This is a genomic window from Pacificispira sp. (assembly GCF_965228185.1).
GTDB lineage: Bacteria > Pseudomonadota > Alphaproteobacteria > UBA8366 > Aestuariispiraceae > Pacificispira.
Genome location: NZ_CBDDHE010000004.1, coordinates 285,769 through 305,136, shown reverse-complemented (window position 1 = coordinate 305,136; position 19,368 = coordinate 285,769). Strand labels below are relative to the sequence as shown.

Annotated in this window: 15 protein-coding genes; 6 read left to right on the top strand and 9 right to left on the bottom strand. The window is 61.2% G+C overall.

All coding sequences use genetic code 11. The features are described 5' to 3' along the window. Positions 1-19: 19 nt before the first annotated feature. The 3 genes from ACO06O_RS09730 to ACO06O_RS09720 all read right to left on the bottom strand — a co-directional run bounded on the left by ACO06O_RS09730 (position 20) and on the right by ACO06O_RS09720 (position 3,165). Positions 20-1,396, bottom strand: coding sequence for a pyruvate dehydrogenase complex E1 component subunit beta (locus tag ACO06O_RS09730; protein WP_421878830.1), 1,377 nt, complete (start codon positions 1,394-1,396; stop codon positions 20-22). A gap of 32 nt (positions 1,397-1,428) precedes the next feature. Further along, positions 1,429-2,469 (bottom strand): pyruvate dehydrogenase (acetyl-transferring) E1 component subunit alpha, encoded by a 1,041-nt coding sequence (gene pdhA, locus ACO06O_RS09725; protein ID WP_421878828.1) that lies wholly within the window; start codon positions 2,467-2,469, stop codon positions 1,429-1,431. Between the two features lie 375 nt (positions 2,470-2,844). Next, positions 2,845-3,165: an FtsB family cell division protein gene (locus ACO06O_RS09720; RefSeq protein ID WP_421878825.1), complete on the bottom strand. Its 321-nt coding sequence runs from the start codon at positions 3,163-3,165 to the stop codon at positions 2,845-2,847. Between the two features lie 349 nt (positions 3,166-3,514). On the opposite strand from ACO06O_RS09720, the gene ACO06O_RS09715 reads away from it, so the two are divergent. Next, a complete protein-coding gene (locus tag ACO06O_RS09715) occupies positions 3,515-5,707 on the top strand; it encodes an ATP-binding protein (protein WP_421878822.1) in 2,193 nt (730 codons plus the stop codon). Between the two features lie 65 nt (positions 5,708-5,772). On the opposite strand, the gene eno is transcribed toward ACO06O_RS09715, so the two are convergent. After that, positions 5,773-7,047 (bottom strand): phosphopyruvate hydratase, encoded by a 1,275-nt coding sequence (gene eno, locus ACO06O_RS09710; RefSeq protein ID WP_421878819.1) that lies wholly within the window; start codon positions 7,045-7,047, stop codon positions 5,773-5,775. 243 nt (positions 7,048-7,290) lie between these two features. Here eno and ACO06O_RS09705 point away from each other — a divergent pair, with 243 nt between their 5' ends. Then, positions 7,291-9,144: a hypothetical protein gene (locus tag ACO06O_RS09705; RefSeq protein WP_421878816.1), complete on the top strand. Its 1,854-nt coding sequence runs from the start codon at positions 7,291-7,293 to the stop codon at positions 9,142-9,144. 123 nt (positions 9,145-9,267) lie between these two features. Here the strand turns inward: ACO06O_RS09705 and kdsA are convergent, their stop codons facing one another. The 4 genes from kdsA to tpiA form a co-directional block, all read right to left on the bottom strand. Further along, positions 9,268-10,107: a 3-deoxy-8-phosphooctulonate synthase gene (gene kdsA, locus ACO06O_RS09700; RefSeq protein WP_421878814.1), complete on the bottom strand. Its 840-nt coding sequence runs from the start codon at positions 10,105-10,107 to the stop codon at positions 9,268-9,270. Positions 10,108-10,212: 105 nt separating this feature from the next. After that, entirely contained in the window at positions 10,213-11,853 is a 1,641-nt protein-coding gene (locus ACO06O_RS09695; RefSeq protein ID WP_421878811.1) for a CTP synthase, read from the bottom strand. Positions 11,854-11,975: 122 nt separating this feature from the next. Next, positions 11,976-12,305 carry a preprotein translocase subunit SecG gene (secG, locus tag ACO06O_RS09690; RefSeq protein WP_420416722.1) on the bottom strand — a complete coding sequence of 110 codons (330 nt, stop codon included), beginning with the start codon at positions 12,303-12,305 and terminating at the stop codon, positions 11,976-11,978. A gap of 136 nt (positions 12,306-12,441) precedes the next feature. Further along, positions 12,442-13,194, bottom strand: a complete 753-nt coding sequence (gene tpiA, locus ACO06O_RS09685; RefSeq protein ID WP_421878807.1) for a triose-phosphate isomerase — start codon at positions 13,192-13,194, stop codon at positions 12,442-12,444. Between the two features lie 221 nt (positions 13,195-13,415). Here tpiA and ACO06O_RS09680 point away from each other — a divergent pair, with 221 nt between their 5' ends. From ACO06O_RS09680 to ACO06O_RS09670, 3 genes are read left to right on the top strand one after another with little or no spacing between them, the layout of a single operon-like run. Continuing rightward, positions 13,416-15,281, top strand: coding sequence for a SurA N-terminal domain-containing protein (locus ACO06O_RS09680; RefSeq protein WP_421878804.1), 1,866 nt, complete (start codon positions 13,416-13,418; stop codon positions 15,279-15,281). A 2-nt stretch (positions 15,282-15,283) separates the two neighbouring features. Then, positions 15,284-16,792, top strand: coding sequence for an anthranilate synthase component I (gene trpE, locus ACO06O_RS09675; protein ID WP_421878801.1), 1,509 nt, complete (start codon positions 15,284-15,286; stop codon positions 16,790-16,792). Between the two features lie 19 nt (positions 16,793-16,811). Then, the gene (locus ACO06O_RS09670; protein ID WP_421878798.1) at positions 16,812-17,432 is read left to right on the top strand and encodes a pyridoxamine 5'-phosphate oxidase family protein; all 621 of its coding nucleotides are present in this window, start codon (positions 16,812-16,814) and stop codon (positions 17,430-17,432) included. Here ACO06O_RS09670 and ACO06O_RS09665 read toward each other — a convergent pair. Continuing rightward, the gene (locus ACO06O_RS09665) at positions 17,426-18,598 is read right to left on the bottom strand and encodes a divergent polysaccharide deacetylase family protein (RefSeq protein ID WP_421878794.1); all 1,173 of its coding nucleotides are present in this window, start codon (positions 18,596-18,598) and stop codon (positions 17,426-17,428) included. The genes ACO06O_RS09670 and ACO06O_RS09665 overlap by 7 nt on opposite strands. Before the next feature lie 183 nt (positions 18,599-18,781). On the opposite strand from ACO06O_RS09665, the gene ACO06O_RS09660 reads away from it, so the two are divergent. After that, positions 18,782-19,357: an anthranilate synthase component II gene (locus ACO06O_RS09660; protein ID WP_421878791.1), complete on the top strand. Its 576-nt coding sequence runs from the start codon at positions 18,782-18,784 to the stop codon at positions 19,355-19,357. Positions 19,358-19,368: the final 11 nt, after the last annotated feature.

Below are 19,368 nucleotides of genomic sequence, written 5' to 3'. Positions count from 1 at the left end.
TCGGATCTCCCTTCCCGGCTCAGCGATAGCAGACGGCGCGGGCCGCCTCGACGATATGGTCGGCCTGCGGCAATGCGAGCGCTTCCAGATTGGCCGCATAAGGCATCGGAACGTCTGCCCCGGCCACGCGGGCGACCGGCGCGTCGAGATAATCGAAGGCCTGTTCCATCAACATCATGCCCAGCTCGGAGCCGATACCGGCGAAGGGCCAGCCTTCCTCGACCGATACCAGCCGGTTCGTCTTCTTGACGGATTCGACGATGGTCGCGGTATCCAGCGGGCGGATGGTGCGCAGATCAATGACCTCCGCGTCGATGCCCGCCTCCGCCAAAGCGTCGGCGGCTTCCAAGGCTTTGCCGACCATGATCGAGAAGGCGCAGATCGTCACATCCGATCCGGGCCGAACGATCTTGGCCTTTCCGATGGGCACGGTCCAATCGTCGGTGTCCGGCACGTCGAACGTCTTGCCGTACATGATCTCGTTTTCCAGGAAGATCACCGGGTTCGGGTCACGGATCGCCGATTTCAGCAGCCCTTTCGCGTCTGCGGCGCTATAGGGCGACACGACCTTCAGGCCCGGGCAATGCGCGTACCAGCTGGCATAGCATTGCGAATGCTGGGCGGCGACGCGGGCGGCCGCGCCGTTCGGACCACGAAACACGATGGGCGCGCCCATCTGACCGCCGGACATGTAAAGCGTCTTCGCCGCCGAGTTGATGATCTGGTCGATCGCCTGCATGGCGAAGTTGAAGGTCATAAACTCGACGATCGGCTTCAGGCCCATGAAGGCCGCACCGACGCCCAAGCCGGCGAAGCCGTGTTCGGTGATCGGCGTGTCGATGACGCGCTTGTCGCCGAATTCGTCCAGCAGCCCCTGGGACACCTTATAGGCCCCCTGGTACTGCGCGACCTCTTCTCCCATCAGGAAGACTTTTTCGTCCGACCGCATTTCCTCGGCCATCGCGTCGCGCAGTGCTTCGCGTACCGTCTGAGACTTAGTCGCGCCAGTCCATTCGGGTTCCGGGGCGGGCGCGTCCGCGGATTTCGGCGCAGCGGGAACGGAAGCCGGGGCCTCCGACTTCGGCGATTCGGATTTGGTTTCGGTTGCCGGGGCGGCGGCCGGCGCAGCCTGATCGGCCGCGCTTGCGTCCTCGCCCTCTTCCAGAAGGACGGCAATCGGCGTGTTGACGGCAACGCCTTCGGATCCTTCGTCGACCAGGATTTTCCCGATCACGCCTTCGTCGACGGCTTCGAACTCCATCGTTGCCTTGTCGGTTTCGATCTCCGCAATGACGTCGCCGGAGGTCACGGTGTCGCCCTCTTTGACGTTCCACTTCGCCAGGGTGCCCTCGGTCATCGTGGGCGACAGCGCCGGCATCAGGATTTGAATGGCCATATCTTGTTATCCTTTCTTCCGAGGCGCTGCGATCAAGCGTCGATGAGGACGTCGGTCCAGAGTTCGGACGGATCCGGCTCCGGACTGGATTGCGAGAAATCAGCCGCTTCGGAAACGACCGCCTTCACGGACTTGTCGATTTCCTTCAGATCGTCTTCAGAGGCATGACCGCCGTCGATAAGAAGCGCCTTAACCCGGTCGATCGGATCGGAGGTGGAACGCACCTTGTTGACCTCTTCCTTCGACCGATACTTGGCCGGATCGGACATGGAATGGCCGCGATAGCGATAGGTCTTCATTTCCAGGATATAGGGGCCCTTTCCGGCGCGGCAGTGTTCCATCGCCCGCTCGCCGGCTTCGCGAACGGCCAGGACGTCCATGCCGTCGACCTCGTCGCCGGGGATGCCATAGGCCTTGCCGCGATCGTGCAGATTGGCGCCGGAAGCGGAAATACGTTCGACCGACGTCCCCATCCCGTACTTGTTGTTTTCGATGACGTAGATGACCGGCAGCTTCCAGAGCGCCGCCATGTTGAACGCCTCGTACACCTGACCCTGATTGACCGCACCGTCGCCGGTATAGGCCATGCAGACATTGTCCGTGTCATTGTACTTCATGGCGAAGGCGATCCCGGTCCCCAGCGGCACTTGCGCGCCGACGATGCCGTGCCCGCCGTAGAAATGCTTTTCCTTGGAGAACATGTGCATGGAACCGCCCTTCCCCTTGGAATAGCCGCCTTCCCGGCCGGTCAGCTCCGCCATGACGCCTTTCGGGTCCATGCCCGTTGCCAGCATATGGCCATGGTCGCGGTAGGAGGTGATGACCGCATCGCCTTCCTTGCTGGCGGCCTGCATGCCGGTCACGACGGCTTCCTGCCCGATATACAGGTGGCAGAAGCCCCCGATCAGGCCCATCCCATACAATTGACCCGCCTTCTCTTCGAAACGGCGGATCAGGAGCATGTTCTTGTAATAGTTCAGAAGCTCGTCCTTGCCTGCGGCCGCTTTGCGAGCCGGAGCGGACTTGGACGCGGATTTCTTGGCCGCGCGCTTGGCGGTAGCCTTTTTCGCCATCGGTCGTTCCCCTGTTGCCGCCCGTTACGAGATCCGCCATGGCATGCCATAGCCTGATCCGCGGGTCGGTCGGTTAACCCCACGCTGCCGATCGAACGGACCATCCGTCAGCGGATCGACATTGAATTTATGACAGGTATTTGGTCCGGAAGGTTCCCCGGTCCAGCCCCTGCGCCGTTGTCGCAAGCGGTAACCGGTTTTCTTTCGTTAATCAATAGGTACGGCAAATTATTGATTTGTCTCAATAAAATGACAGTTAACTGGATTTTAGTTGAATTCATTGATAGCGATTTGTTTTGCGCAATGCAGCATCGCAAGCGCAGCAAAGGACCACGGCACAACTCCGGCCGGGATTCTATGCAACCCCATCGAAATTCAGGATTGGTTCGGCAGGAAAATGACGATTTCGTTTTCGCGCAGCTTCTGCAAATCCAACCGGAGACGCTCTTCCAGCATGTCGAGATCAAGGCTGCGCTTGTCCAGCAACGAGACCCGGTGTTCCAACGACAACCGTTCGCCGCGCAGCCGGTCGAGCGCCAATTGCGCCTTCTCCGCCTCGTTGGACAGACGCATCAGTGCCAGCAGCCCGCGATCGCCCTGAACCGTATGGTAGGCAAAATACGCAAGGACGCAGGCTCCGAGAGCCGGGAGCCCAATGGCGCGAGACCGCCTTCTGAGTTCAGCGAGCACAGACATAGCCCCTTCTTGAATCACGAAGGCGAGTCCGCGTCAATGGGCAATATTTTCAATGACTTAGCGGCAAAAAATTCCCACCTGACGGGGCAGATATTGCCTACGCCGGGCCGCCCGCACCCAACCACTTGTGGTACCCTCGACTTGTAGTGGGTTGTCCGGACAACCGAAGCGATTTTTCCGAACCCTTTTTGGTTGTCGGTATCTTCGTAAGTTAATCAGTTGTTTACCGGAGACCTGATTAACTGGACGATGAAGAGCCAGTACTGGCAGATGGGGCAGGCTATTATGAATTTCGACATCCACCGGGCGGGTCCGGTCCATATGCGTGGCGGCGCGAACTGACCGGCCGATGCGAAGCAAGCGGCTGATCTTGTATGTGGCGGTGGTATGGCTGATTCTGATTGCCAGTTTCGGTACGGTGGCCTATTGGGCGGATCAGACCACCAGACGGTATCACGAGGATCTGTTCAACGAACAGCAATTGTCCCAGGTTTCCCTGGGCAAGCGTGGTTTGGAAAATCATCTGGGGCAGATCGTCGGATTCCTGTTGGACGCGACATCCGACATGCGTTGGGTCGCCGCGGATATCAGCGGTCCCAGGATCGATCCGACCATGGACCGTATTCTGAAACGGCCGGAGGTGCTGGCGGTCAACTTGTATGTCGGTCAGTCTGACAAGCCGTCGGCCCGCTGGTCCGATGTGGCGTCCAGCCCGGGCTTGGCCGAAGCGATGCGTCAGTTCTGTCAGGCGGCGCCGTTCGATGCCGACTTTCCCGTTCAGTATCCGGATTTCTATCTGACACAGGATCATCAGATTGCCGGACTGGTGGTAAGTCTGAACCGATCACCGGAATATCAAGGAATGCAGGCTTGGTTGGTGGTCGCGATCGACCTTCGCATGCTTTTGGATCTTTATGTCGCGCCGCTGAGATTTGGCCTGTATGGCGCGGGATACGCTTTGGATGGCCAAGGACGGATCGTATACGACCATGAAACCGAGATCATCGGCCGAAGCGTATTCGACGGCATGCATGACAAATATCCAAACCTGCTGGACCTCGACCGCCGGCTTGTTTCCGAGGAATCAGGGAAGAGCGAGTATCGTTTCACCGTCCAGCGAGGGGGCGCCGAATCCCGCAAACTGATCGCCTGGGACACCGTCCTGCTGGGTGAACGACGGATAGTCCTGGCTCTGTCGGCCCCCGATGGAGAGGTCAACGCCTCCCTGGGATCGCGCCGCGAAATTCTGTTGGGCGCGGTCATGGCACTCCTGATCGGGCTCGTCGGCACGACAATCGTCGTCTTCCGCATGCGGCACCGCATCCTGGTCCAAGCGAATGCCGATCTGGCGCGCACGGTGGAACAGAGGACCGAAGCACTGAACCGCGAATTGAAGGCACGTACCGAGTCGGAGGAGCGTGTTCGGGATTATGCCGAAGTGTCTTCAGATTGGTTCTGGGAAACCGATGCGGATCATCGTTTCACTTACTTCTCGAAGCGCAGCAGTGGCATATTGAACTTCAATCTAAGTGAGGTAACCGGACATCGCAGACAGGATATCACCACGGAAGACATTCATGGCGAGAAGTGGCGCGACCATCTTAAAGCGTTGGAAAATCGGGAATCTTTCCGTGACTTTCGCTATCTCATCCCCTGGGGCGACGGCACCAATCATATGATGAGCACAAGCGGAAAGCCGGTATATGACGCCGATGGGCGCTTTGTCGGTTACCGCGGGTCCGGTACCGACATCACCGACGAAATCCGCGCGCAGGATGTCCGGGATCGCGCCCTGGTGGAAGCCGAACGCGCTAACCGGACGAAGTCCCATTTCCTAGCCACGATGAGCCACGAGTTGCGAACGCCCCTCAACGCGATCATCGGGTTCTCGGACGTACTGGCCAATCAGTATTTCGGCCCGCCGGCAACCGGCAAATACGAGGAGTATGCCAAGGATATCCATTCCAGCGCGCGTTACCTGCTGGAACTGGTAAACGATCTTCTCGATATGGCACGGATAGAATCCGGAAAGGCGACGGTTGAGAAATCTCACTTTGATTCTACGCCGTTCGTTCGCGATTGCCTGCAGGCGATCCTGCCCAAGGCCAGCGAGAAGTCATTGCGCGTCGAGGTAGATGTCGCTGACGACCTTCCAAAGCTGAATGCCGACCCGCGGGCCCTGAAACAAATTCTTCTGAACCTTCTGTCGAATTCCGTGAAGTTCACGCCCAAGGATGGCCGCATTGACCTGATACTGACACGCACCCCCGATGGGGCGAGAATCAGGGTGACGGATACAGGGGCAGGCATTGCGCCGGACCGGCTGGCGGTCATCAAGGAACCGTTCGAACGCGGCCGGGAAAATGCCTATGAAAGTCAGGAGGGCTGGGGACTGGGGCTGTCGATCGCCAACGCCCTTGTCCTTGCCCATGGCGGCCGCCTGGAAATCGAAAGCGAACTGGGTGTCGGGACAACGGTTACGGTCGTTTTGCCAGGCGGTGCCCCCGATCCCGCCGGCAATTCCGCCCCTGCCCCGGCCTAACAATCCCCAAAAGAAAAAGGGCAGCCTTCCAAGGCCGCCCCTTTCCTGTCACATTGTGCCGCGCATCAGACGCGTACGAAGGCCGATCCGTCGTAGACCGCCGCCGTATCCAGTTCTTCCTCGATCCGCAGAAGCTGATTGTACTTCGCCAACCGGTCCGACCGGCTGAGCGAACCCGTCTTGATCTGACCGCAATTCGTGGCGACCGCCAGATCGGCAATCGTCGCGTCTTCGGTTTCACCCGATCGGTGCGACATGACCGCCGTATAGCTGGCCTTATGGGCGGTTTCGACCGCTTCCAAGGTTTCGGTCAGCGTCCCGATCTGGTTGACCTTGACCAGAATGGAGTTCGCGACGCCGCGGTCGATGCCATCGCGCAGGCGCGTGGGATTGGTAACGAACAGGTCGTCACCGACCAATTGGCAACTGTCGCCAACCGCCTCGGTCAGCGCGGCCCATCCGTCCCAGTCATCCTCGGCCATGCCGTCTTCGATCGACGCGATCGGATAGGCGCCGACCAAGGCCTTCAGATAATCCACATGCTGGTCCGGGGTCAGTTTCTTGCCCTCGCCAGCCAGATCGTAGACGCCGTTCTTGAAATATTCGGTGGAGGCGCAGTCGAGCGCCAGGACGACGTCGCTGCCCGCCTTGTACCCGGCCGCCTCGATCGCCTTCATGATGAAATCCAGGGCCTCGGTCGCAGACGACAGGTTCGGGGCGAAACCGCCCTCGTCCCCGACATTCGTATTGTGGCCTGCCTGCTTCAGTTGGCCTTTCAGGCTTTGAAAGATTTCGGCCCCACACCGCAGCGCGTCGGCGAAGCGATCCTGGCCTACCGGCATGATCATGAATTCCTGAATGTCGATCGGATTGTCGGCATGGGCGCCGCCATTCACGATGTTCATCAGCGGAACCGGCAGCCGGCTGGCGAAGGCACCGCCGACATAGCGGTAAAGCGGCAGCGCTGCGGCGGCAGCGGCGGCCTTCGCGACGGCCAAGGAGGCACCCAGTAGCGCGTTGGCGCCCAGACGGCTCTTGGTATCCGTCCCGTCCAGCGCGATCATCGCGCGGTCGATCAGGACCTGTTCCTCGGCCTCGTTGCCGACCAGCAGATCGAACAGTTCGGTATTCACCGCCTCAACGGCTTGCAGCACGCCCTTGCCGCCGTAACGGGACCCGCCGTCGCGCAGTTCGTGGGCTTCATAGGCGCCGGTCGACGCGCCCGACGGCACCGCGGCGCGGCCGAACGATCCGTCCTCGAGCGTAACTTCGACCTCAACCGTGGGATTGCCCCGGCTGTCCAGAATTTCGCGGCCATGGATATCGATGATGGCGGTCATGGGCTCGTGCGCTCCTTCTTTGGCGGCTGACGAATCAATGTCGCGCGGTCTATACCGCGCAATGGGTGGCGAGACAATGGCCGCTCCCCGCTCATGCACTGCCGTTCCGGGACGATTATGAATTGCATATCCTGTATGTTTTCGATACCTCCGAACGAAGGCAAAGGCTGTCCAGTCCCTGATCGTGTGGCAGGGCCTGTTTGACGAACTTTTGGCGTGAATTCGGTTGGGGTGGGCAATTTCATGAGCAAGCTTCGGGCGCTCTGCGCGACGGCGGTAGTGGCGGCGGTTTCTCTATCCGGCTGTCAAACCAACAACGGTGGCAGCAGCCCCACAACGGACGAGGAACGCCCGCGCTTTTTCTTCAATGCGGAGAAACCGGCCGGGGCCCAGATCGTCGACCTGAACGCCTGCTACGACCAGCGCGATGACGCGAAGAGCTCGAATGCGGGTTACGCAGCCGCGGGCTTTCTGCTGGGCGGTATTGTCGGCGCCATTGCCGTGTCCAACGCCCGCGAAGATTCTATCGAAACTGCCTTGGGCTCCTGTCTCGCCAATCGTGGCTACGAGGCCGTCCTTGTGCCGGAGAATCTGGATTGGATCGCCTTCGGTCTGGAGACGGAGGACGGTCGCGCGGAATCGGTTCAAGCGTTTAACCAAGCGCTTTCGGACACCGAACGCGACGCTTGGAAGACGGCCGTATCGCAGAGCACGATTGTCGGTTACCGCGCCTTCGTCGAGGCCCACCCCAACGGCCTGCTGACGCAGGAAGCCATCTTCCGCCACAACCGGCTCGTCAAGTTCGCGCAGGCGCAATACGAAGACGCCGTCTGGGCCGGAACCGCGACGGAACCCGGGCCGGCGGTCGCGCCGCTGACCCAGAACGGGACGCCGAGCACTGCGCAGGTCGCGGCAGCCCCGGCCGATGCGCCGAATACCTGGCGGGGAACGGCAGTCGGTCAACCGAATAGCAAGTTCGAGAACGAATTCTGTGATGAAGCCAAAAGTAACAGGCTGGTTCTGCGCCTAGGCGACGGTGTCTTCACCGGTGAATTGATCCGCGCGATGGACGGCCAAACTTCCAAGATCGAGGGTAAGATCTCCGGTGAAACGCTTACGGGCAAGCTGTTTGACGCCGTTGAGCCACACCATCCCTTCACCCTTACCGGTCGGATCGACGGTCAGAACATCACCGGTCAGATCTATAAGAAATTCGCGAACGATTGCAGCGCGACATTCGAGGTCCGGTCCTCCGCGCCGAACCAAGCGGCCACTGCGGCTCTGCAGCAGCCTGAAGTCGCGCCGCCGACGCACGAATCGATGCCACTGGCGGAAACCGCAATGGCCCCTACGCAGCAGACCGGGCCAGCACCCGTCAGTGGCCCGACGGTTTGGCAAGGCAAGGCCGTACCGAATAGTACTATCAAGAACTATGGCGAGTTCTGCGATGTGCGGGAGGCAAGCGCCCTTACATTAACGATTGACGGTCCAGATGTGTCGGGCCAACTCGTTCGTGCGGCCGATGGGAAGATCGCGAAACTGCACGGCACGCTAAAGGGAGACGTCCTTACCGGGCAACTTGCCGATACCAATGGCTTTATGTCTAAGTTCGTATTCACCGCGAGGCGGCGCGGGGACGCGATATCGGGCACTTTCTCGGGGGCGGCCTGGAATGGTTGCGGCGCCGACTTCACCGTAACCACGGACGACCCGCGCTACGCGATGGGCGGCCCGACATTGGTTTCCCAGACGCAGTCCGCAGATGGCGCCAGCCGAAAATGGCGTGGCACGGTCGTGGGGGATGGCAGTCGCGTAGAGTACGGGTGGTTGTTCTGCAAGGACACCGCCCCTCAAGTGATCACCATGCGAACCGACGCGGTCAGCTTTCGAGGCGAGGTACGGCGAAACCGGGACGGAAGGTCCATACCGTTCGAAGGAACAATTTCCGCAAACAAGATAGAAGGAAAGTATAAAGGACCAGATTCCGAAATAAATCTGAATGTCACAGGAATTATTGACGACAAAACGTTAAAAGGTCGTTTGTTCAGCTCCGCATTACCCGCCTGCTCTGCGACCTTTGAACTTCATGGTATTTAGTAATTTGTGCGTAAATTTTATGAGTGATGTTCAATTTAGCGGGCATTTCGATGACGGTCGCATAGACGCGCCATCGATCACCAACTGCACGGCGAATTTCTCAATGAAGCCTAAGGGATAGTTTCAGGCAACGGCCCCTTTGGTGACCGCATCGTAGGCCTGCAGCTTTGCCAGCAGCGCTTCCATCTGATCGATCGGCACCATGTTGGGCCCGTCGGATGGGGCGTTATCCGGGTCCTGGTGCGTTTCCATGAACAGGGCAGCGACGCCGACGGCGACGGCGGCTCGGGACAGGACCGGGACGAATTCGCGCTGGCCGCCAGAGGACGCGCCCTGCCCGCCCGGTTGCTGCACCGAATGGGTGGCGTCGAAAACAACCGGCATGCCGGTTTGTTCGGCCATGGTCGGGAGACCGCGGAAATCGGTTACGAGCGTGTTGTAACCAAAGCTGGCGCCGCGCTCGGTGACCATGACGTTCGGATTGCCGCTGTCGACGATCTTGGCGACGACATTCTTCATGTCCCAGGGGGCCAGAAACTGCCCCTTCTTCACATTGACGATCTTCCCGGTTTTGGCGGCGGCGACCAGCAGGTCGGTCTGTCGGCACAGAAAGGCCGGAATCTGCAGCACGTCGACGACGCTGGCCACCTCGGCGCAATGGCCCGGCTCATGAACATCGGTGAGCACCGGAAGGCCATGGATCTTCTGGACATCTTCGAACACCGCCATGGCCTTTTCCATGCCCAGGCCGCGCTGGCCTTTCAAGGAGGTCCGGTTGGCTTTGTCGTAGCTGGTCTTGTAGATCAGATTGATGTTCAGGCGGCCGCAGATTTCCTTCAATGCGCCGCTCATATCCAGCGCATGGTCGCGGCTTTCCATCTGGCACGGACCGGCGATCAGGGTAAACGGCTGGTCGTTCGCGATCTTGTAGGAACCGAGCGTGACTGTGTGCTGCGCCGTCATGATGCCATCCCTGTGTCAGGTGTCTCGAATGCGTCCGTAAATGCCATACGGGCGGCGGTGGCGCAAAGCCTCCGTCGCCCGTTCAGGCAATCAAAACTCTTCAGATCAGACCAAGCGGCTGATTTTGACCGCGGCTTCGATAAAGCCGGCGAAGAGCGGATGCGGAGCGAAGGGTTTGGACTTCAGTTCCGGATGGAACTGGACTCCGACGAACCACGGATGATCCTCGCGCTCGACAATTTCCGGCAGCACGCCGTCGGGCGACATGCCGGTAAATTTCAGCCCCGTGGATTCCAGCTTCTCGCGATAGCCGACATTGACCTCGTACCGGTGGCGGTGGCGTTCTTGAATATGCCGCTCGCCATAGATCCGGTGGACATGAGACCCGTCCTCGATCACGCAAGGATAGGCGCCGAGGCGCATGGTGCCCCCCATGTCGTCGTCGGCATTGCGGGTCTCGACCCGGTTGCCGCGTTTCCATTCGGTCAGCAGACCGACGACCGGTTCCTTCGTCGGGCCGAATTCGGTCGAAGACGCGTTTTCGATACCGGCCAGATTGCGCGCCGCCTCGATCACCGCCATCTGCATGCCGAAGCAGATACCGAAATACGGGATGTTCCGTTCCCGGGCGAAACGGCAGGCCGCGATCTTGCCTTCCGCACCCCGTTCGCCGAAGCCGCCCGGCACCAGAATGCCATGGACGTTTTCCAGATACGGGACCGGATCGTCGCGTTCGAAGATTTCCGATTCCACCCAGTTCAGCTTGACCCGGACATTGTTGGCGATGCCGCCATGGACCAGGGCTTCCGCCAGGGATTTATAGGCGTCCAGCAGGACCGTGTACTTACCGACCACGGCAATTGTCACCTCGCCTTCCGGCGCACGCACGGACCGCGTGATGTCGGTCCAGCGGGACAGGTCGATATCCTCTTCCTTGCCGTCTTCCATCAGGTCGAAATAGCGCAGGACTTCTACGTCCAGGCCTTCCCGGTGATAGGTCAGCGGCACGGCATAGATCGTGTCGACGTCCAGGGCTGGAATGACGCGGCTTTCCTTGACGTTGCAGAACAGCGCGATCTTGCGCTTTTCGCTCTGCGGAATTTCGCGTTCGGCACGGCACAGAAGGATGTCCGGCTGAATCCCGACCGACAGCAGTTCCTTCACCGAGTGCTGGGTCGGCTTGGTCTTCAATTCACCGGCCGCGCCGATATAGGGCAGCAAGGTACAATGGACGTAACAGGCCCGGCCGCGTCCCAATTCGTTGCCGAGCTGACGAATGGCCTCCAGGAAGGGCAGGCCCTCGATATCGCCGACCGTGCCGCCGATTTCGCACAGAACGAAATCCTCGTCCGTCACGTCGGACAGGACGAATTCGCGAATCGCGTCGGTTACATGGGGAATGACCTGGACCGTCCCGCCCAGATAATCGCCACGGCGTTCCTTGGCGATGACGTCGGAATAGATCCGGCCGGTGGTCACGTTGTCGGATTGCCGGGCCGGGACACCGGTGAAACGTTCGTAGTGACCGAGATCCAGATCGGTTTCCGCCCCATCGTCGGTGACGAAACACTCGCCGTGCTGATAGGGGCTCATCGTCCCGGGATCGACATTCAGATACGGGTCGAGTTTCCGCAGACGGACCTTATAGCCGCGTGCCTGCAGAAGCGCGCCCAACGCCGCCGACGCCAATCCTTTCCCGAGAGAGGAAACCACGCCGCCCGTAATGAAGATGTATCGTGCCGACATGGGAGGTCACTGTATCCTTTGGCTGTTTTCTGACAAGTCTGATCGCGCCCTCATGCAGGGCCGGGTCAAAGAAGAAGGCGGCACCTGCGCCGCCTTCCTTGATTTCTCTATGAATTACGCCGTCACTCCGTCGTCGGCACCGCCGGCGAACCATCGTTTACGGGGGCCGAGTCGGTGGCGGCAGGCTGCGACGAATCGAAAATCGATTCGGCTTGGCGCCCTCCGCCGGCCAGAATGGCCAGGGCGAGGCTGGTCCCGAGGAACAACACGGCGAGGATTGCCGTCGTTCGGGTCAGCGCGTTCGCGGCACCGCGCGCGGAAAACATCCCCATACCGCCACCGGCCGAGCCGCCGCCCATGCCGAGCGCGCCGCCTTCGGAACGCTGCAGCAGCACGACCGCCACCAAGGCGATGGCAATGATCAGGTGAACGACCAGAAGAATGTTTTCCATGGCGTTGTCGCCTTCTGTTCAAGAATTCGCGGCGCCGGTCCGGTCGGACCGTCGCGGCACGGCGGGTATGTAACCCGTCATTGCCGCGATTTAAAGCCCCAATCGTATTGCCTTGCGGTGCGCTGTCCGGGAGGTGTCAGCCCTTGGCAGCGGCGGCGATGGCCAGGAAATCTTCCGCTTTCAGGGCAGCCCCGCCGATCAGCCCGCCATCGATATCCGGTTGGGCCAGCAGTTCCGCGGCATTGCCCGGCTTCATCGACCCGCCATAAAGAATGCGCAGCTTGGCGCATTCGTCCGCGCCAAGCCGGTCCGACAAATGGCTGCGGATCAAGGCGTGAACCTCGTTCGCTTCCGCCGGGGTCGGTGTGCGGCCGGTGCCGATCGCCCAGACGGGCTCATAGGCGATTACGGTGTTTGCGGCGGTCGACCCTTCCGGGACAGAACCGTCCAACTGACCGATAATGAAGCTGTTGGTCTTGCCGGCGTCCCGGATCGCCTCGGTCTCGCCCAGGCAGATCGCGGCGATCAGGCCGGCCCGATGGGCCGCTTCCGCCTTGGCGCGGACCGTGCCGTCCGTCTCGCCGTGGTTCTCCCGGCGTTCGGAATGGCCGACGATGACGTGGCTGCAGCCGATATCGCTCAGCATCGGCGCGGCGATGTCCCCGGTATGGGCGCCCTTCTCCTCCGCGTGGCAATCCTGGGCGCCCAGTTGCACGGGGGTGCCGGCCAAGGCGCGGCCGATCGGATAGAGAAGCTGCGCCGGCGGGCAGACCAGCAGATCGCAGGCCGCATCGGCCGCTCCGTCCGCTACCGCTTGGGCCAGGGCGCCGCCGGATTCCAGCGTCCCATTCATTTTCCAGTTTCCGGCGATAAGGGGCTTACGGCTCATGACATCGGCCTCCATGCATGTCTTTGACAGTCGATGGGGCGTTTACCATGCGGCGGCCCGTTCGCCAATCGGGTCAAACCGCCGGGATTTCCAGCAGAAACGCGCCGGATTATCGATTGCGGGGCCGGGGCGGCACTTCTATGATCCGCGCGCTTTCCGGCCTGCGGGCCGGCCCAAGTCATTCGTGTCACGAAATCGTCGGGTCGATCATGCTACAGCGTATGCGTACTTCCACGGGCTCCTGGATTGCCAAGGGCATTCTCGGGCTTCTGGTCCTCAGCTTTCTGGGCTGGGGCGTCGCCGATTACACTACGTCGGGCAGCACCGGCACCGTCGTGGCCAAGGTCGGCGACCGCGAGATCGGCTATCAGGAGTTTCAATTGGCCTATCAACGGTTTCTGCGCGGTCAGCGGCTGAACGCCGTGGATCCGGAAGTCGCCCGCCAGTTGCGGTTGGCCGAATCCGTCGTCCAGAACCTGGCCTCGACCGCCCTCTATGAGGCCGAGGCGGGCGAGAAGAACCTGACCGCCAGCGACGCCATGGTACGGCGCGCGATCGAAGAGCGCCCGGAGTTTCGCGCCGGTGGCAATTTCAGCCGCGCGGCCTTCGAAAACGCCATGGCGCGGCTTGGTCTGAATGAGGCGGCCTATGTCGAAACGGCGCGCCGGGAATTGGGGCGCAGCCAGTTGATCGGCGCGGTGACATCGGGCAGTGATGCGCCGCCGTCCCTGGTCGATATGCTGTTCGATCATTTCGGCGAACGGCGATCGGTCGATTATATGGTCATGCCGATTACCGCCGTCGTCCCGCAGGGCAATCCCGGGGAAGACGAGTTGAAGGCGCTTTATGAAGAGCGCAAGGAAGATTTCCGCCGGCCGGAACTGCGCAGCATGACCTATGTTCTGATTTCGCCCGAAGCTTTAGCGCGGGATATCGAAATCACGGATCAGGAAGTCACGGATGCGTTCGAACAACGCCGCGACAGCTATGGGCAGCCGGAACGCCGCACCTTGTCGCAGATATTGTTCGCGTCCGCGGACGAGGCGCGCGCGGCGGCCGAGACCCTGAAAGGCCTGCCTCCGGAGGATGTCGCCGTGAAGGTAGAGGAGATGAACCTCGACCTGATCGAGCTGGGAACGTTCACCAAAGAGGCCGTGCCCAACGAAGGATTGTCCGAAGCTGCCTTCGCGCTGGACTCGCCGGGAGCGACCGATGCGTTCGAAGGGGCGTTCGGCTGGTCCATTGCCGTTGTGACGGCGATAGAAGAAGGCGTCGAACCCAATCTGGAAGAAGTCCGCGAAAGCCTTGCCGCCGACCTGGCACTCGACCGCGCCTATGACGAAGTGTTTGAACGCGGCAAGCAACTGGAGGACGCCTATGGACAGGGCATGTCGCTTGAAGAGGCTGCCCAATCCGTCGGCCTGGAGGTTCATACCGTCGAAGCCGTCGATGCCAGCGGTCACGGTCCCACCGGGGATGCCCTGGAAGGTCTTCCGGCCGGTCTGAAATTCCTGCGCACGGCCTTCGATCTGGAAACCGGCGATGTCAGTTTCCTGGAGACCAGCGAATCGAACGCGATGTTCATGGTACGTGTCGACGCCATCACGCCGTCGGCGATCCCCTCCTATGACGAAGTTGCCGCACAGGTCAGCGACGTCTGGCGCGAGGAAGCGCTGTTTGACGCCGCCGAAAAACGGGCTGAAATCCTCGCCGAACGCCTGAGCGAAGGCAGCGAACTTTCAGTCCTGGCCCAGATCATGGGGGCGGAATTCGCGACAATTGAAGAATTGGCACGTGACGGTCTCAGTGCCAGTGGAAACCGCCTGCCGCAGGCTCTGGCGCGGGATATCTTCGCATTGAATGTCGGAGAAGCTACCTATGCCGCGGATGGCGACAACTTCATCATCGCCCGTCTGACCGGCGTAAAACCGGCCGGCGACGCGGCGGACGAGGCCTTCCGTCAGACCCTTGCCAATGCCGTCACCACCGGCATGGCCCAGGATCTGGTGGAACAGTTGGGCGTCGCGCTGCGTGACCGCTACACGATCGAAACCAACCCTGACGTCTACGAACAGGTCTATCGCTGATCATGGATTGCCTGCCTGACTTTGAGACCTTTCAAAGGCGATACGAGGCGGGCAAGCCCCAGGTCGTCTATACCCGTCTTGTGGCGGATCTGGAGACGCCGGTTTCGGCCTTCATGAAGCTGGCGGATGGGCGCCCCGACGCGTTCCTGTTCGAATCCGTGGAAGGCGGTGCCATCCGGGGCCGTTATTCCTTCATCGGGCTGAAGCCGGATGTGATCTGGCGCTGTTTCGGCGACCGCGCGGAAGTGAACCGACGGGCCCTGATCGACCCGATGGCGTTCGAATCCCATTCATTGCCCACCCTGCCCTCGCTGCGCGCACTTCATAAAGCGAGCGAGATCGACATGCCGGAAGACCTGCCCCCGATGGCGGCGGGTCTTGTCGGCTATATGGGCTATGATTGCGTACGGCTGGTGGAAGACGTTCCGGACGAGAACACCGACATTCTGCAGGTTCCCGACGGAATTTTCATTCGCCCGACCTTGGTCGCGGTCTTCGATACGATCGAGGATGTCGTGACGGTCGTGACGCCTGTCCGGCCGGATGGTGAGACAAGCGCCGCCGCGGCCTATGAGAAGGCCCTGGAGCGCCTCGCCGATCTTCGCGACGGGTTGGCGCGCCCCCTGCCCTATAGCGCGGATTTCCGCTCGGCGCAGGGCAGCGATGTTGAACCCGTCTCCAACATGACGCCCGAAGCGTATAAGGAGATGGTGGCGAAGGCCAAGGACTACATTCTCGCCGGCGATATCTTTCAGGTCGTTCTGTCACAACGATTCGAAATGCCCTACGACCTGCCACCCTTCTCTCTGTACCGGGCGCTGCGACGTACAAACCCCTCTCCTTTCCTGTTCTACCTGGCCTTCCGGCGCTTCTCCATCGTAGGTTCCAGTCCGGAAATCCTGGTACGGTTGCGCGACGGCAAGGTCACGATCCGTCCGATCGCCGGGACCCGCCCGCGCGGCGCGACCCGCGACGAAGACAAGGCGTTGGAAATCGACCTTCTGGCCGATCCGAAGGAATGCGCCGAACATCTCATGCTTCTGGATCTGGGCCGAAACGATGTCGGGCGCGTCGCAAAGATCGGCACGGTCGATGTGACCGACCAGTTCACCGTGGAACGCTACAGCCACGTGATGCATATCGTCTCCAACGTTGAAGGCCGCATCAAGGATGGTGAAGACGCCCTGACCGCCCTGATGGCCGGTTTCCCGGCGGGGACGGTTTCCGGTGCGCCGAAAGTGCGCGCAATGGAGATCATCGAGGAATTGGAGCCGGACCGGCGCGGCATCTATGCCGGCTGCATCGGATATTTCGGCGCCGATGGGTCGATGGATACCTGCATCGCTCTGCGAACGGCTGTGGTGAAGGACGGCAAGATGATCGTCCAGGCCGGGGCCGGAATCGTTGCCGACAGCAATCCGCAATCCGAACATCTTGAATGCGTCAACAAGGCGAAGGCCCTTGTCCGTGCGGCCCAGGAGGCCGTGCGGTTCGCATCCGGACGAAACTGACCCGAAGGGAGACCCCGCCATGCGCGACGAGCGAGTCCTGACCACTCTGGAAGACCTCGAAGCGCATTACGGAACCCCGAAGGAAACGTCCCTGGTCAAGGAGATCGACCATATCTCCGACCATTACCGGGCATTCATCGCAGCCGCACCGTTTGTCGTTCTTGCCTCCGTCGGTCCGGAAGGCCTGGACAGTTCGCCGCGCGGCGATCCCGCCGGCTTCGTTGTGGTGGAGGACGCCAAAACCGTTCTGATCCCCGACCGGCGGGGCAACAACCGCATCGACACGTTGCGCAATATTGTGCGTGACCCAAGGATCTCGCTTTTGTTCCTGATCCCCGGCGTCGGCGAGACGATGCGGATCAACGGGCGGGCCGAAATCAGCATCGACCCGGATCTGCTGTCCCGTTTCGTGATGCAGGGCAAGGAACCGCGCAGCGTCATCCGCGTTACGGTGGACCGCATCTATTTCCAGTGTCAGAAGGCCCTTGTCCGGTCGCGGCTATGGGACCCGGACACCCGGATCGACCGAAAATCGCTGCCGAGCACTGGGATGATGATCCAGGCGCTCAGCAAGAGTGATTTCGACGGGGCGTCCTACGATTCCGAATACCCGGAGCGGATGAAGCGGGAAATCTACTGAGTAGCGGCCAGTCGGCGTCGGATGATCGCCGAAACCGGTACCAGATCGAAGCCCCGCGCCTCGGCAGTCTTCAGCCAATCCGCAACGACCTCCAGTGTTTCGTCATGGGGATGGCCGATCGCAATGGCATGGCCCTGTTGCCGCGCCGTGTCTTCGACCCGTTGCAATTGACGCCGGATAAAGTCCGGCTCGATCTCATGGTCCAGAAAGACGTCGCGCACGGCATAGGGCACGCCAAGTTCCGCTGCCAGATGATAACCGGCCGTTTCCCGTGTGGTCACGGAATCCATGAATACCAAACCCCGCCGTTTCAACTCGTTGATGACCAGCCGCATGCTCTCGCGGTCGGCCGTGAAACGACTGCCCATATGGTTGTTGATGCCGATGTAACCGTCGAACTGGCTGAGATCCCAATCGAGGCGCCGGAGAATCTCCGCCGGCCCAAGTTCCTTCTGCAGTGCGTTCGGGCCAGGATCGACGCTCAGATCCTCGGGCGCCATCGGGACATGCACCATGATTTCATGTCCCTTAGCGCGGGCCGCCCGTGCCATGTCCCTCAGGTTATAGCCATAGGGTAACAGGGCGAGCGTCAGCGGGGCCGGCAGGTCGATCGTGCGCCGGCTGCGCACCTGATCGATCCCCAGATCGTCGAAAACCAGGGCGATCATGGGTCTATTCGATGCTTCGGGAGCGGGCACGGCAAAGGCCAGCCACCGTTCCGGCGGCGCTACGCGTTGCGGGCTGACGGCTGGCTGCGGTGGGCTAGCTGGGGCTTCCATAGGCGATGTTTCAGGGATCGGCGCCCGGACAACAGGGGCCGGCGGCGCCATGTTTGGGTCGGGCCGCTGCGCTTCAGGTTGAGAGCGGAGGCTCTCCTCGTAGATTCGCTTTGCGGATTCGGAGACATGAGCGGTCACCGGAAGCGGGCTGCCTTCGGGCATCGCGGCGCTGTCCTGGGGACCGACGGGCAAGGGTACGGATGCCTGGGGCGTCGGCTCACCGGGTGCCAACAAAAGTCCAATCGTCGTGCCCAGCCCGATGCCGATCAGCAGTATCGACACCGCGATTATCGGGAAAGCGATGCGCGCGCGCCGGTACCAGGGCGTCCGTGCCGCCTGGTGACTGATGCGCGCATCGCCGCTGCGCCGCTGGGGCCGTCTGGCCATTACCGGTCCGATCCTCGGTTTGGCGCCCGCCTGTCCCGGGCCCGTCCGTGCATAGGGGATTCCGCCGTCGCTTCCAATCGCCTTGGCGCGGCGTTGCGCTTTTCGCGGCCTTCACCCCTTGCTATAACGCGGCACGCGCGATTTTCCCGGGCCCCGGAGGCCCCTTTTCGACGGTGCCCGCCGATGTATCTGCTGATCGATAACTATGACAGCTTCACTTACAATCTCGTCCATTATCTGGGCGAACTTGGGGCGGAGTGCGAGGTTCACCGGAATGACCAGATTTCGGTCGAAGACTGTCTGTCCAAGAAGCCGCGCGGCATTGTCCTGTCGCCAGGTCCCTGCGACCCGCCGAAGGCCGGGATCTGCGTCGACCTGATCAAGGCGGCGGCCGAGGCCTCCATCCCGCTGCTGGGCGTCTGCCTGGGCCATCAGTCAATCGGCTTCGCTTATGGCGCGACCGTCGAGCGCGGCCCCGCACCGATGCATGGCAAGGTGTCCGAGATCGATCATGATGGGACTGGACTGTTCGACGGCCTGCCGACGCCGCTAAAGACCACACGCTATCACAGTCTGGTAGTGGCCGCGCAGAACCTGCCGGACTGTTTCACGGTCACGGCGCGCACGGCGGACGGCATCATCATGGGCATGGAACATAAGGATCGCCCGCTCCATGGCGTTCAATTCCATCCCGAAAGCATTGCGTCGGAACACGGGCACGATCTGTTGGAGAATTTCCTCCGTCGCACACGAAATTGACGGGTCAAGTA